Below are 14,666 nucleotides of genomic sequence, written 5' to 3' on the forward strand. Positions count from 1 at the left end.
CCTGAGACCTAATCCATTTTAACCGGTTTTCTACTATTGATCTGAATAAAAATAACGCTTTTCGTCGTTTTTACCGCTTTCCCGAACAAGGCAAGCCCGGAGACGTTCTTACTTGTGTACGTTATGAACTTACCATATGGCAGCCAATAAACTTATCGTCGTAACCGGCTTCGGTCTGCATGACCCAAGCGGCCGGACCCGCGCCTATTTGAACGTGAGCCAGGAAGAAGCTGTCCAGCGCTTCAAAGATTTCTACGAAACCCGCGACAAACCGCAGGTCGATGTCATCGAGTTTGATGATGAACTGGCCCTGGATGTGGGGCGCACGAACCAGGTCATTATTTCGACGTAGAATAAAAAAGAAAATCCCCGCTCAATCAGCGAGGATTTTCCGTTTATCTTAGTAGCAAAACGGATTTCATGAAGCATTTATTCCTGCTCCTTTTTCTGAGCCTGGGCCTTTTTGGTCAGGCCCAGACGCTCCCCCCGAACGTATTGGAAGAGAAAAACAGCGACAGCTATACGAACTACCACTTTCTGGTAGAAGGCCTGTCGCACCATCCCGACAGTATCCGACACACGGCAAACAGCCTGTTGGTTCAGTACTGTTCGGCGAAACCCTGCCATACGGTTTATTTCTGGCGGAGCGAAAAGGCGTATAACCTCTTCAACTATAACCAGGAAGTGCTGACGATGGCGCAGTTCAACGAAGACAAAAAGCGGCTCCGTAAAGCGGTCAATACCTGGAAGAAAGAGAACTGGGTGTATGTCAGCGAAAGTCTGGCCGGTATTTATGCTGGGCCGCCAACCTCGAAACTGGAAATAGAACCGTACCTGGATGGCGTCTACCGACACTATGGCGGCAAGCTCAACCGTCCGGAACCCGCTAGTGTCAAGATGAAGATCAAGGCGCCTGCCGAAACGGACACGAAGCCCAAGCCTGAACCCGAGTCGCCGGTAAGCCCTGTGCTCTATGGAGTCTTGGGAGTGAGCATCGCCCTGCTCATTGCCTACTTTGTCCGCCGGAAGAATCACAGCGTGTAGACATTACTGCAGCCACGTCTGCTTGAGTTGCTGTACCAGATGGACTAGGCCGTGCTGGGATAAGGGCTTTGTAACGAATTCGCTGGCCTGTAGCTCAAACGCCTGCCGCCGATCAGACTGATTATCGGAGGTTGTCAGGATCACAATAGGCGTTTGGGTGTAGAGCGGATTATGACGTAGTATTTGTAATGTTTCGAAGCCATCCAGCCGGGGCATATTCAAATCCAGAATAATGAGCGAAGGAGACAGAATATGACTGCTTAATAGATCCAGCAGTTTCAGCCCATCGTTGGCAAACTGAAGCTGGCAGGCCGGACAATGCGCCTGAAAAGCGGTTTGCAGTAAATAGTGGTCATCCTCGTCGTCATCGGCCACAAAAATAGAATGAATCAACTGCTGCATAGCCTTACGATGAGGACTTGTAATACGACCCGACATCGCTAATGGGTTAGGTTTTAGCGCTGGCTTATACCAGGATCCGGGTATGCGAATCTATCAGAAAACCAGAACTTTTTCTAATAGATCAGACAAATGTCCTAAACTCGAAAGAAGTTGTCCGAAACAGAAAGGTGAAGTAGAAGAGGAGTGGTGAAATTTGTTTCAAGCCTTGGCGGATTCCGCTTTGGTCTACACACCTATCCTTGTCGGATTGTGCTGGGCCCGGGTTGAAACATACTTGGGCCTTGTGTCTTTATGAGCGAATGGACTTCTTATTTTGCAGGAAATCTTACCTTTGCAAAATCAAAAGGGATTTATCCCTTATGGTGTGGATAGAAGCGGAAAGCAGACTGACGTTGTTGGTCTGCTTTTTTGTTGAAGTGCCTATCAATAACAAAGCCTAGGTCACAGCCCAGGCTTTGTTGAATTAATTTCGTTTTATTTCTTATCGAGCAACTGCTTGACAAGCTTGGTGAGTTCATCAATCTGCCCCTGTTGTTTTTCCATCGTTGCCTGCTGCTTCTCGATGGTGGTTTGCTGCTGAATGCTATACAGCGTTAGCTCCTCGATCTTCTCGAGCAGCTTGGCATCCATCTTCGCCATATCCACACCCTGCTCGACTACCTCAGCCGCCGACGGCACGCCTGGCAAATGTTTGTTGGTCTGGATGAAGCGTGCTACTTCTGCCAGAGAAGCAAGCTTATAGCTAGGAGCAAAGACGTAGTCACTCCACTCGCTAGCGTTCTTGACGGCTACTTTTACTTTCTCGGTCAGAATACCATCCTGCACGTAGAGCCGGTACCCAGTAGGCGTCTTGCTGACCTCTTCCCCAATCACCACGCCGTCGCCCGATACGTTTTGCAGGTAACTGCCTTTCTGCTGCCACAGGTCGGCTCCTACTCGGCCCCCACTGGCTGGGCTACCCAACACGACGTTACCTGATCCGTCGACGGTAAGAAACTTAGTTTGCCCCGTCGCAGTGGCTGGTGAGTTACTGGTTAAGTTCTCCAGTCGTAAACCCGACTGATTGGCGGTACCCGTTACCAAGTGTAGTTTGCTGGTTGGAGTAGACGTACCAATGCCGACGTTGGCCCCATTGCCCAGCACTAGGGTATTATTCGCTGAAGCTACCGCCCGAAAGCCGATGGCCGTAGCGTTGACTAGGTTACCTGCTCCTACGTTAGCCTCAAAACCAATAGCCGTGTTGTTATCGCCCACGGTGTTACCTGCCCCGGCATTGGTGCCTAGAAAGACGTTAAACCCGCCCGTCGTATTACTACCCCCCGCGTTATCGCCCACAAAGAAGTTAGCCGAGCCAGTCGTACTGTTACTTCCCGCATTGGTGCCCAGCATGAAATTGGAGTTACCCGTCGTATTAGAGTAGCCCGCGTTGACGCCTATGAAGGTGTTGAACTGACCAACATTTTTGTAGCCTGCCTGGTAGCCAACAAAGGTGTTCGCTGATGCTGGATTTGTCAACGCATTTGACCCAACTCCGGCCCGGGTACCAATAAACGTATTTTGAGAGCCACCAAAATTATAGTACCCTGCTGCTACACCTAAAAAGCTGTTGCCATTACCAACGGTATTAAAATAGCCCGTACTAGACCCTACGAAAGTATTTTCATTACCGACAGAATTAGTGTAACCGGCTCCTCCTCCTAAGAAGCTGTTGCTGCCTCCAGAAGTGTTTGCATACCCAGCTCCTCCCCCCAAGAAGCTGTTGCCGATACCAGTTGTGTTATTATAGCCCGACAAAGAGCCTACGAAGCTGTTATTGTTGCCAGTTGTATTGTTTTGGCCAGCACTAGCGCCAATAAAAGCGTTTCTCTCGCCTGATGTGTTTGAGAAGCCTGCAGAAATACCTATAAAAGCATTGTTGCTACCAATAATGTTATTATAGCCAGACTGAAGGCCGATAAACACATTGCCCCCACCTGCCTTATTCAAGCTGCCAGAAAAAGAGCCAATAAATACATTCGCAACACCCACGGTGTTCGCGCTGCCAGCTTGGACTCCACTGAAAACATTGCCTTCTCCGGTAGTATTAGCTATACCTGCCCGGTAGCCAGTGAACACGTTGTTGGAACCTGAAGTAGTTTTATTGCCAGCGTTTTCTCCTAGAAATATATTGCCTCTAGCTGTAGTAAGGGACTGCCCAGCATATCGTCCCATAATGAGGTTTTCTCCGCCTGTCAAACTAGTGTTACCTGCTTCTGGTCCAATAATGATGTTGGAGCTTCCTGGCGTCTCTGAGTTTGGCGTCGTAACAATGTAGTTATTCTGAGCAAGCAAAGATCCAACCTGTAGGGTTAGTGCAGTCAATATCGACGTAACGTAAAATGTTTTCATAGTGAATACGAATGAGTGCGAGTATGAATGGCAAGCAATGTATGAAGCCTGTTCAAGATTTCTGAGTGTCCATACAGACATAGGCTCATATTGTCCCAAACTCGAAAGCGATTGTCCGAAATAGAAAGGCGACGTTAGAAAATAGGCAGCATTTTTAACGCCTGTTCTCATCAGTATCTAACCTATATCCACCCGTAGCGTGAAGCAATTTATGCTCTGTAGTGCGATGCTGATGCGGACTAGTTTCAAAGCTTTATCTCAGAATAGCTCCGCATATCATCACATCAATAAGCCAGCGGAGGGATTCGAACGGCAGCGGCCGACCATCCCCGATGCGCTTGCGTATCCTGATTATAGATCAGGTAGAATCGGGCGCATAAAAAAAGGCCTTGCCGTTGAGCAAGACCTTTTAGAGCCAGTGGAGGGATTCGAACCCCCGACGCGCTTGCGCATCCTGATTACAAATCAGGCGGAATCGACCGCTATCCGACACTGGCCAACCCACGCTCGTTTCCGAATCGTGATGCAAAAGTAGAGCTTTTCAGAATTGGACGCAACTGTCTGCCAGAAAATCAATGTAAACAAAAGAGACCGGATACTAGGCGCATCCGGTCTCTTTTGTTTGTTACGACAGTAACGTGTTACGCCTGAGCCACTTTCAGCTGGTGACGCAGGTCGTCCAGTTGGGTTTGTGCTTCGGCAATTTTCTTATCAATGTCTGCACGCAGTTTATCGGCGTTCTTCGACCGGGCAAAGAACTCGATGTTGTTGCGGTACGTAGCGATGTCGTTTTCGATGGCCGTAATGCGCCGACGAATGTCGTTCTCGCGTTTGTTGCCGCCACCGTCGCGGTCACCACGACCGAAATCGCGGTCCCGGCTGCGGGTAACTTCGGCTTCGTTCTGGAGCATAACCCGCTCTTTCTCTTTCGCCGGAATTTTACCCGTAGCACCTACCAAGGCGTTAACGGCGTTGATATAGCGTTTCTGCGTGGTCTGCATATCTTTCTTCGGTACGAAGCCAATGCTGTTCCACTCTTTTTTGAACTCATTCAACTGCGAGAGGTCGGCGTTTTCGCTGGCGGCCGCTTCGATCCGTTCGATCAGGGCTACTTTCTGCGCCAGGTTGCTTTCAAATTCGCGCTCGGTTTCCTGGTTTTTCGACCGCTTCTTGCCAAAGAAAGCATCACAGGCCGTTTTGAACCGGTCGAAGATGGAGTTTTTCTGCTTCTCAGGAACCTGACCAACATTTTTCCACTGGCGCTGTAGTTCGATTACTTTCTGCGTTACCTCGGGCGATTCTTCGCCCGATGCCAGAATGGCTTCTACCTGTTCGCAGAGGTCGGTTTTGAGCCGCAGGTTTTCTTCGCGCTTCGCTTCCAGCTGTTTGAAGAATTCGCCTTTGTTGTGGAAGAACGTTTTCAGAGCCGCCCAGAATTTCTTGCTCAGCTCTTTACCTTCTTCACGAGGCATTGGGCCTTTGATGGCGTTCCAGCGATCCTGCAGCGCCATCACATCTTTCGTCCGGTCGTTCCAGTCGTTGATGCTGTTCGATGTGAATGAGGTCAGCGGAACCAGCTCTTCGTAGATTGCCGATTTCTCTTCATACAACTGCGCCGACTCTTTCCGCTGCTCGTTCGTCTGATCACGGCGTTTGTCGTACAGTACGTCGAGGGCGGCTTTCATCCGGCCCCAAAGCACTTCCTGCTCCGCCTTAGGAGCGGGGCCGATGTGTTTATATTCTTCGAACAGCGCGTTGGCTTCGTCGATCACCTGCCGGGTAACCGGGGTTTCTTCCGAGGCCTTGGCCATCGCTTCTACTTTCTCGATGACTTCGGTTTTTAGTCCGGTATTTTTCTTCCGGTCCAGTTCCTTCAGCTCGAAATAGATGTTCCGGTTGCTGTAGTACCGATCAACCAGCGCGTGGTACGTAGCCCAGAGGGTTGCATTATGGGGTGAGTTGATATTACCGGCCGCTTTCCAGTCGTCCTGAACCTTTTTGAATTCGTTCCAGCTCGTTTTAGGATCACCCGCGTTATTTTCGTCGTTTTCGACCAGTTCCCGTAGCCGGGTCAGCAGCTCGGTTTTCGTCGCGAAATTACCGTCTTTGGCCTTGTCCAGATTCTGGAAATACGTGTTCTTCTGGCTCTTGATCTGCTTGTACAGATCGTCGAAACGCTGAACCGTTTCATCGTATTTGTACTCGAAACCTTCCTCAGCCCCCGTATCAGCCATGTACGATTGCAGAGCAGCTTCGCGTTCGGCCCGCTTCATCTGATCGAACAGCGGTTTTGCCTCTTTCAGCACCTGATCTGCTTTCTTGAAATCGCCGGGAGCAACCTCCGCTACGCTAATGGTAGCGAGCTGCGTTTCGAGCAGCGATACAAAATCCTGCTTGGAAAACTGACTGTAATCAACCGTTACGTCGGCTTCATCGGCGTCTTCAGTATCTGATGTCTCTTCCAGTTCCGCAACAGGGCTGGTTGATTCTTCAGCAATAGAAGCCTCCGGCTCGCTGGCTGGTTCATCGGCCGGCGTCGGCTCGTCGGTACCAGTATCGGGCTGAAGGGATTCGGTTGCTTCGGCTGTGGGTTGAGTAGATTCCGAAGGAACGTCTACCGACGATGTTTCGGCGGATTCGGGCGTGGTTGTTTCGCCCTCCGTCGCCTGATCTGCCGGCGTCGTGGTTTCTTCGGGAGTATTGTTGACCAGCTCATCCGCTACCTGAGAAGAGGGTGTTGGCTGCTGGTTAATTTCCTGTTCTTCGTTTGCCATGTTGGGAACGTACCAATTACTTTTGCAAAAGTACGATAAAATGCGAATTTACCCGTCACCTCACTTGCCAAAAGCGGTTAATCCAACTCAACGCAATGTCATCGACAATCAGTGATTTACGTAAAGAGTACACGCTCAAAGGGCTCGACGCCGTCGATGTTTCGGAGAGCCCTATTATTCAGTTTCGGCGCTGGTTCGATGCGGCCCTGGCTGCGGGCATTCCTGAGCCCAATGCTATGCATGTTAGTACGGTGACGCCCGATGGTCGGCCGGATGGTCGGATTGTCCTGCTGAAAGCCGTGTCTGACGCTGGTTTTGTATTCTTTACCAATTACGAGAGCCGGAAGGGACAGGAGCTGGCAGCGCACCCATTTGCCGCCCTTACGTTCTTTTATCAGCCGCTGGAACAGCAAATCCGGGTGGAAGGCCGGGTTGAAAAAGTGAGCGCTGAAGAGTCGACAGATTATTTTCATAGCCGCCCGCGCGGCAGTCAGATTGGGGCCTGGGTGTCGAATCAAAGTCATCCTATTGATAGTCGTGACGTGCTGGAAATCCGGCAGCAGGAGCTGGAAACGCAATTCGCTGACCAGGAAATTCCCCGACCGGAGCATTGGGGCGGCTACCGGGTCGTGCCCGATACAATCGAATTCTGGCAGGGGCGTCCAAGTCGCCTGCACGACCGAATTCGGTATCGTCTGGAAAACGGCACCTGGTTAATCGAGCGATTGGCTCCTTAACTGTCCTATCTGCCGTAAAAAACTTACGGCACGTGGGGTTCCGGAAAGTGACTGCAGAAGTCCTAGCAGGCGCAACGAAAACGATCTCATAAAAAAAAGAGGATGACCCTGGGGTCGCCCTCTTTTTTTATGTACTGGTTGACCGTGGTTAAACCGTCCCCGTTTTCAGAAGGCTTTTACGCACTTTGTCGGCCGCGGCCAGATCCGTTAACGTGATGTTCGCTTTCTGGCGCATGGTGGGCGACGAGGTCAAAATTTCGGTAGCAATTTGAATAAGCAGCGCAGCCGTAGCGGGTCCATTGGCCCGGCGCCGGGTCGATCGCCCCGCAGCTGGCGTTGAATTGCCTGTGGCTAATTTACTCAGGGTGTACGTGGATTCCATCGGCTCGTTTTCAGTTGTTTACGTTCTAGTTTAATAACAAAAAATAAATCATTTTTCGCTAAAAAAGGACGATTTATTCATGGAAAAAGAGCTCTGAAGATGAGATTTTTCGACAAATAATTTATTTGCGGGTGATGAACGAGAACGGCAACGAAACTTAAATTCTGATGTCACGCTATCTAAGTAGTAAACAGCCCGATACTGGCGAAAGAGGCTCTTTCTAGTGACCTTGTTTTGACAAATTTGAGGCCGGTTTATTAAATAGACGTCCTCTCGAAGCGAGAGATCGGGTCGTGGATATCCATGTTTAGTTGCTAAACGGAACAGGTCACTACCGTCGATGGCGGCTTTACGCTGTACTCAGCACCTGTACCAAAAACAGCGCCCAATGACGGGCGCTGTTTTGGTATAAGTCAGAGATGTTCATCAGGGAAGGCATCCGTGCGGTGCAGCAATAAGCTGAATTTTGGCCACTGACTGGCTTCAACCAAGTATAGCGTCATCAGAGGCACCCGCACACCGCTGCCGTTGGGGTGAGCAACCGGCTGCATGAACGGAACGGCGGCTACGACGTAACGACCATTGGCTCGCGCCTGATCCGGAAACGTTAGTTCGTGTTCTGTTCTGAATTGAAATGTAGTGCCAAACGCTGTTTCGAAATCAATCCAGGTATCGGGTCCCAAAACACTGCGCTGGTCACGATTTCCCTGTTCGAACAGTACGAAACGCAGCAGAACTTCCGGCTTGACCAAAATTGCGTTTCCCTGAAATATGCTCATGTTTTAGTTTTGTTGTTTGCTGTTCAACTAAAACATAAATATAACAAAAAAAAGGTATAGGTAGAGTATCTGCGTACCCTAAAAAATGATATAAAATTCTAACTAATAGACGGTTGCTAGAATCGGTTATCATGAGCGCCGTTGTGCTGTTTGGCATAATCGCTGGAGACTAACCCGCTGGCCTTCTGATAAACGTTGGCCTGGAGCACGTTACCATACGTATTACCATTCTGGAAACTGACAACTTCGTAATTTTTGGGATTTCCGGCGTTGCTTAGCTGGTTCTTCGTAACCAAGTTGTGAAAAGCATTGTCGAACAGTAGGGCGTTGTAAGCCCCGGTTCGGACTACATTGTCCGCAAACCGCCCGCCCGACGCGCCCTGCACCCGAATGGTGCCATCATCGGCCGAAGATGGTGTGCTGGACACAAACGTATTGTTAGTCGCCACCCAGTTTGTAATCGTCCCACCGTTACCCGCGTACAGTTGAAATGGACTGCCTTTGACGGTTATTTTGTTTCGTGTAAACCGAAGCAGGGTAGTAATCTTATGGCCATTGTCGGAAACGCTGATTCCCGAAAACGTATTTTTTACCGCCTTTGCTACATTGTCTGATACCTCAGCGTTCTGTGAACCCACCAGTTCGTAGGCCGCGTATGTAGCGTCGGTTACCCGATTGCGCCGGATGACAATGGCCTGATTGGGACCACTGATTGATATGGCCATGCCGTTTTTTTTGTCTATCCGCCCCAGATCGGAAAATGCGTTGTCCTCGATCCGTACTCCGTCGATCTGCCAGGTAACGGCTTCGCTACGTTCCCAGCCGTGGTTCTGGATTTCAATGCCCATCCGCCCTAAACTCTTGAACGTATTGTGGTGGATGAATACGTTTTTGATGGGAACCGACACGTTCTTCCCGGTCCCGTACGACTGCGCGTTGAGTTTGATCGCATTGCCATTCAGGCGGGGAGCGGTGAACGTACAATGATCAATTTCGTAGCGGTCAACGGGCGCGTGCTCATTGGAAAAAATCATTCCCTGGCCCTTCGCCGATGACAGATTGGTAAAGAGAATGCCTGTCAGGTGAATGCGGCTCACGGGCCCTACGGCATTCAGCATATGGCAGATGGCCTTACCCGCTGGTACATAAAACTCGGCTTTCCCCGCGCCCGACAGAATCAGGTTCCGCTTATTGGCCAGGGTGCAGGTATTCGAAAAAACGTAACGTCCCGCCGGAAAAACGATCCGGGCGCCTGAGGCTGGAGCGCGGTTGATGGCAGCCTGAACAGCTGCGCTCGTGAACCCATTTACAGTAATTGTCGGGGTATCCGCAGCCGGAACGGCGAATGGGATAAGCAGGAGGGAAGCGGCAAGAAGAACAAAACCGCGAAGCCCTAAACGAGAAAAAAGCATGCGAAGAAGCAAAAATCAGAGAATCTATTCCTGACGTATTTCGGCGGTCAGGATACCCGCTGGCCGGAGCCGTGCTACCCGAATGCCGGACAGCGCCCGGTGATACAGCACATAGTCGCTGAGCGGGTAGGACGTAATGACAACCGCGCCCTGCTCCGATGAGGCATGGAGCAAATGTATCCGGCCGTCGGGTTGGCGAACGGCAATGCCAACGTGTTTCATATCCAGCCCCGGCCGGGCGGCTGTGAGCATCACGATGTCGCCTTCCTGCAACTGCGATTCGGCCTGGCGCAGATGGCTTTTGGGAATAAACGAAAACGGTTGTTGACTAATGAGCGCTTCGGTCTGGGTAACCTGGCGCAGTACGGCCGGATCGGTCAACTGGGGGTATTTGTACGTCGCTGAGCTCATGTACGAAACCGCCTTGGCTACAGAAATACTGCCGGACAGACTACTCGTTACGTCAATTACTAACCCTTTGCGTTCGTTATCGCGCAGCCAGTCCGAAAAATAGTGCAGCCGACTGCCGTAGCCATCGATGCGGCCATCCCGGTAGCGTAGCTGGGTCAGGTAATTTCGATAGAGCTGGTCGAACGACTGCTGAACTGGTTTGTCGCGCAGGGCATGCCAGGCCAGCGTAAGGGCCAGCACGTTTTCGACGTAGGTGGTGCAGTCGAATTCTTTCAAATTGACCACAAGCTGTTCCGTTGGGTTAACATCGAGGGTGTGGGCTACGTAGGGAAATCCCAGAAACTTCTGACCGAGCTGTGTAACGGTTTCAGCGGGCGTTTTCCCGCCAGCGCCAGCCAGGCGCTGCAGATCCGGTAGGGTAGCCGACTGGGCCAGCAGCGCCGTTGAAGTAAGCCAGAAAAGAAAGACAGTAAACAGGTGGGGCATTGAGTAGTAGTGAGCGGTGAGCACGACGGGATTCGATTTCCCGAAACCCGTCGTGAAGTTATCACTTAATTTCTAGGACACGAACGCCACGGGGGGGCAATGATAAAGAAACGCCCTCTCGCCCGGATGCCGTAACAGTCGTATGCGTCAGGAAAACATCGCTGAACTGATACGTTTGGTTTGGGTCCAGGTTCATGACGCCAAAGGCATGGCCCGGAATCCGAACCGTCGTATCGTAGCTGGTATCGTTCGAAAAATTGCAGACGATCAGCAGCCGCTGGCGGTTCGTATAGCGCAGGTAGCTATAAATTTTATGGGCGTCGTAACCTGCACTCTGGCCGTTCTCGTTCGCGTATTGCAGGTCGTAGAAATAGCCGTTCTGGATGGCGTCGGAACCGTTAACAAGATGATTCAACTGCTGGTAGAACGCCCGGAGCAGTCGCTGTTCGTTGGTCAGCAGAGCACCATCGTAGCGGCCACCATTAATCCAGTTCTGCCAGTCGGGCAGGCCCCAGTAATCGAAAATGGTCGTGCGGCCATCGTCTCCGCTGAAGCCTTCGCTTCCTTCGGCCCGAACGCCGATCTCCTGCCCGAAATACAATAGAAAGGGGCCGGTGTGCATCGTGGCCGAAAGGGTCATAGCCGGGATAGCCGCCCAGGGATCGTTGGTAAAGAAGTGGGACGCGATGCGCTGCTCATCGTGGGTTTCTAGGAACCGCAGCATGTGCTGCGAATAGTCGCCGGACTGATGCTGCCAGACCCGCGTGATGTCGTAACAGGAACCTCTGCCTTCCATCAGTGCCCGTAGGGTATCGTATAATCCCACTTTGTCGTAGAGATAATCGAAGCCCCCTTCGAAAATAAAGGGCCGGTAGAGGTGCGGCTCGTAAATCTCCGCGATAAAGATCGTGCGCGGGTATTTTAGTTTGACCCGTTCAATGGCCCACCGCCAGAAAGCAACCGGCACGAGCTGCGCCATGTCGCAGCGGAAACCATCAACACCTTTGTCGGCCCAGAATAGCAGAATGTCGAGCATCTGCTGCCAGGTAGCCGGAACAGGCGAAACGTGCTGACTGCCATCGAAGATGTTCAGGCCATAATTCAGCTTGACGGTTTCGTACCAGTCGTTCGCGTCGGGAGTAGCCGTAATGGAGCCGCTGCCCGTCACCTTCGCCGGAAACTCGTGCAGCCGGTTGGGAGTGGTTTTGTCCAGCAAACCGGCTTCCGGCGAGACGAAGGTTTCGTTGGGCAGATAATAGAAGTTATTGTCAGGGGCAAAGTTAACGGACGTATTATCCTGCTCGCCCAGATCGACGACACCGGCCGGCTTGGCATCGGAATGATACTGACGGGCTACGTGGTTCGGGACGAAATCCGTAATAACCTTCAGGCCATAGGCGTGGGTTCGGCGAATCAGGGCTTCGAACTCCGCCATCCGCTCCGTCACGTTCTCGGCCAGATCGGGGTCGACGTCGTAATAATCTTTAACAGCGTAGGGAGAGCCCGCGCGACCTTTGACCACGGTTGGATCGTCGGGCCGTAGGCCATACGCCGAGTAATCGGTCTGAGTTGCGTGTTCGACGATGCCCGTAAACCAGACGTGCGACGCCCCAAATTGCTTGATCGCTGTCAGGGCCGCGTCGTTGATCGTATTGAAGGTACCCGAGCCGTTTTCGGCCAGCGAACCATTGATTTTGTTGGTTGTATTCTGATTACCGAACAGACGGGTAAAGATCTGATAAATAATCAACTTGTCCATTACCGGCGTAGTGGAGGACGTATTCATGCAGTAGGAAATAACAAGGTACGGAACGTAATTACAAAGCTAGGTCCTTTTTGTGCGATAATCCGTAGTTATTTTTGTATTTAATTGTTTTTTGAGCGCATAGAGCGCTATTTTGAGTGTATGATAACCCATTTTCTTAAACAAAGATTTAGCCATCTGCTCGTTGCAATTTTGCTGGCGGGACAGTGTGTTTTTGCGCAACAGGCAGCCATTCAACGGGTTAACCCGACCAACTGGTGGGTGGGTATGCACTGGAAGAACTTGCAGCTAATGGTTTACGGGCCTGAAGCCGGAAAACTGACGTATTCAGTAGCTTACCCCGGTGTCAGGCTGGTAAAAACGCACACCGTCGAAAACGCAAACTATGCGTTTCTCGACCTGACCATTGCCCCAACTGCGAAACCCGGTACGCTGAAACTGGTCGGGAAACGCGGTAGTCAGACACTGACACAGCCCTTTGAATTGAAAGCGCGTGATAATTCGCCTAAAGGTCAGGGCGTAACGGATGCTGATTTCATTTACCTGGCCATGCCTGACCGCTTTGCCAACGGGGACGAGAGCAACGACAAGTTCGCTGATCTGGCCGACCCCAATGCCGACCGCTCCAATCCATTCTACCGGCATGGGGGGGACCTGGCCGGGGCCGAAAAACACCTGGACTACCTGAAGGATCTGGGCGTTACGGCCATCTGGTTTACGCCCGTGCTGGAAAATAACCAGCCGCTGACCAATGAAGGTGGGTCGATGCGCTCGGCCTATCACGGCTACGGCTTCACCGATCATTACGAGGTTGACCGCCGGCTGGGTGGCAACGAGGCCTACAAGACTTTTGTGAAAAAAGCCCACGCAGCCGGCTTCAAAATCGTGCAGGACGCGGTCTATAACCACGTTGGGATCAACCACTGGATTCTGAAGGACCTGCCGATGAAAGACTGGCTGCACCAGTGGCCAACCTACACCAATACGTCTTACAAGTACCAGCCGGTTACCGATCCGCACGGCGCCGAAAGCGACCGGAACGTAACAGTAAACGGTTGGTTTGTACCGTTCCTGCCCGATCTGAACCAGAGCAACCCCTACGTGGCAAACTTCCTGATTCAGCACGCCCTCTGGACGGTGGAAAATTTCGGCGTGGATGCCTGGCGCGTCGATACGTATATGTACAACGACATGCCGTTCATGAACAAATGCAACCAGGCACTACTGGACGAGTATCCCAGGATTCACATTTTCGGTGAGTCGTGGGTGAACAACGTAGTGGATCAGGCGTATTATACCCGTAATAAAATTGACTTCCCGTTCAAATCGAACCAGCCGGGTGGACTGGATTTCGTGGTATTCAGCGCCATCAACGACGGCCTGAAAACGAAGTCGAACGATGGCGTAAACCGGTTCTACGAAGCGCTGGCGCAGGACGCCGTTTACGTCAATCCAAATAAGCTCGTTACGTTCCTGGACAATCACGATACCGACCGCTACCTGTCCATGATCGGTGAAGATTTCGATAAGTACAAAATCGGCCTGACCTGGTTGCTGACTACACGTGGGATTCCGTCAATGTATTACGGGACGGAGATTCTGATGAAGAACTTCAAAGACCCGTCGGATGCCGAAGTGCGCCGTGATTTTCCGGGTGGTTTTCCGGGCGACAAGGTCAATAAGTTTGAAGCCGCTGGCCGTACGGACCGGGAGAATGAAGCTTTTCAGCACGTCAGAAAACTGGCTACGTATCGACGCGACACGCCCGCTCTGCATTCTGGGAAATTAATGCAGTTTTTGCCGCAGGACGGTACGTACGTATACTTCCGGTACGACGACAAGAAGACGATCATGGTGGCAACCAATATGACGGACAAAGACGTGAGTCTCGATACCCGTCGTTTTGTCGAACGGATGAAAGGCTTTGCGAAAGCCCGGAATGTTCTGACCGATCAAGACCTGTCGGACCTGAGCCTGATTAAACTCCCCACTAAAACGGCGACGGTGCTGGAACTGAGCCGGTAGGGGGGCTTCGACTGGCCCGGCTGATTCACGCTGATCAAGTTGCCTGAGGGTCTGGAATCCG

General features: G+C 51.6%; 12 protein-coding genes and 1 tRNA gene. 4 read left to right on the top strand and 9 right to left on the bottom strand.

The window, feature by feature from the left end; genetic code table 11:
- Positions 1-136 precede the first annotated feature (136 nt).
- Positions 137-352 carry a hypothetical protein gene (locus HU175_RS09865; protein ID WP_176566434.1) on the top strand — a complete coding sequence of 72 codons (216 nt, stop codon included), beginning with the start codon at positions 137-139 and terminating at the stop codon, positions 350-352.
- A 68-nt stretch (positions 353-420) separates the two neighbouring features.
- A complete protein-coding gene (locus HU175_RS09870; protein ID WP_176566435.1) occupies positions 421-1,044 on the top strand; it encodes a hypothetical protein in 624 nt (207 codons plus the stop codon).
- 3 nt (positions 1,045-1,047) lie between these two features.
- On the opposite strand, the gene HU175_RS09875 is transcribed toward HU175_RS09870, so the two are convergent.
- The 4 genes from HU175_RS09875 to HU175_RS09890 form a co-directional block, all read right to left on the bottom strand.
- Entirely contained in the window at positions 1,048-1,446 is a 399-nt protein-coding gene (locus HU175_RS09875; RefSeq protein WP_176566436.1) for a response regulator, read from the bottom strand.
- Between the two features lie 474 nt (positions 1,447-1,920).
- A complete protein-coding gene (locus HU175_RS09880) occupies positions 1,921-2,961 on the bottom strand; it encodes a bZIP transcription factor (RefSeq protein WP_228724386.1) in 1,041 nt (346 codons plus the stop codon).
- A 1,286-nt stretch (positions 2,962-4,247) separates the two neighbouring features.
- Positions 4,248-4,331, bottom strand: a tRNA-Thr gene (locus HU175_RS09885).
- 144 nt (positions 4,332-4,475) lie between these two features.
- Positions 4,476-6,608, bottom strand: a complete 2,133-nt coding sequence (locus HU175_RS09890) for a DUF349 domain-containing protein (RefSeq protein WP_176566438.1) — start codon at positions 6,606-6,608, stop codon at positions 4,476-4,478.
- Between the two features lie 95 nt (positions 6,609-6,703).
- On the opposite strand from HU175_RS09890, the gene pdxH reads away from it, so the two are divergent.
- Positions 6,704-7,345, top strand: a complete 642-nt coding sequence (gene pdxH, locus HU175_RS09895; RefSeq protein ID WP_176566439.1) for a pyridoxamine 5'-phosphate oxidase — start codon at positions 6,704-6,706, stop codon at positions 7,343-7,345.
- A 148-nt stretch (positions 7,346-7,493) separates the two neighbouring features.
- On the opposite strand, the gene HU175_RS09900 is transcribed toward pdxH, so the two are convergent.
- From HU175_RS09900 to HU175_RS09920, 5 genes are all read right to left on the bottom strand, one after another.
- The gene (locus HU175_RS09900; RefSeq protein WP_176566440.1) at positions 7,494-7,727 is read right to left on the bottom strand and encodes a hypothetical protein; all 234 of its coding nucleotides are present in this window, start codon (positions 7,725-7,727) and stop codon (positions 7,494-7,496) included.
- A 413-nt stretch (positions 7,728-8,140) separates the two neighbouring features.
- The gene (locus tag HU175_RS09905; RefSeq protein ID WP_176566441.1) at positions 8,141-8,506 is read right to left on the bottom strand and encodes a hypothetical protein; all 366 of its coding nucleotides are present in this window, start codon (positions 8,504-8,506) and stop codon (positions 8,141-8,143) included.
- 116 nt (positions 8,507-8,622) lie between these two features.
- A complete protein-coding gene (locus HU175_RS09910) occupies positions 8,623-9,918 on the bottom strand; it encodes a right-handed parallel beta-helix repeat-containing protein (RefSeq protein WP_176566442.1) in 1,296 nt (431 codons plus the stop codon).
- 24 nt (positions 9,919-9,942) lie between these two features.
- Positions 9,943-10,815, bottom strand: coding sequence for an N-acetylmuramoyl-L-alanine amidase-like domain-containing protein (locus HU175_RS09915; protein ID WP_176566443.1), 873 nt, complete (start codon positions 10,813-10,815; stop codon positions 9,943-9,945).
- 61 nt (positions 10,816-10,876) lie between these two features.
- On the bottom strand, positions 10,877-12,601 hold the full coding sequence (locus HU175_RS09920) for an alpha-amylase family glycosyl hydrolase (protein WP_228724387.1): 1,725 nt from the start codon (positions 12,599-12,601) through the stop codon (positions 10,877-10,879).
- Between the two features lie 120 nt (positions 12,602-12,721).
- Between HU175_RS09920 and HU175_RS09925 the strand changes: the two genes are divergently transcribed.
- Positions 12,722-14,605, top strand: coding sequence for a glycoside hydrolase family 13 protein (locus tag HU175_RS09925; RefSeq protein ID WP_176566444.1), 1,884 nt, complete (start codon positions 12,722-12,724; stop codon positions 14,603-14,605).
- Positions 14,606-14,666: the final 61 nt, after the last annotated feature.

Origin of the sequence: Spirosoma sp. KUDC1026 (assembly GCF_013375035.1) — a bacterium.
GTDB lineage: Bacteria > Bacteroidota > Bacteroidia > Cytophagales > Spirosomataceae > Spirosoma.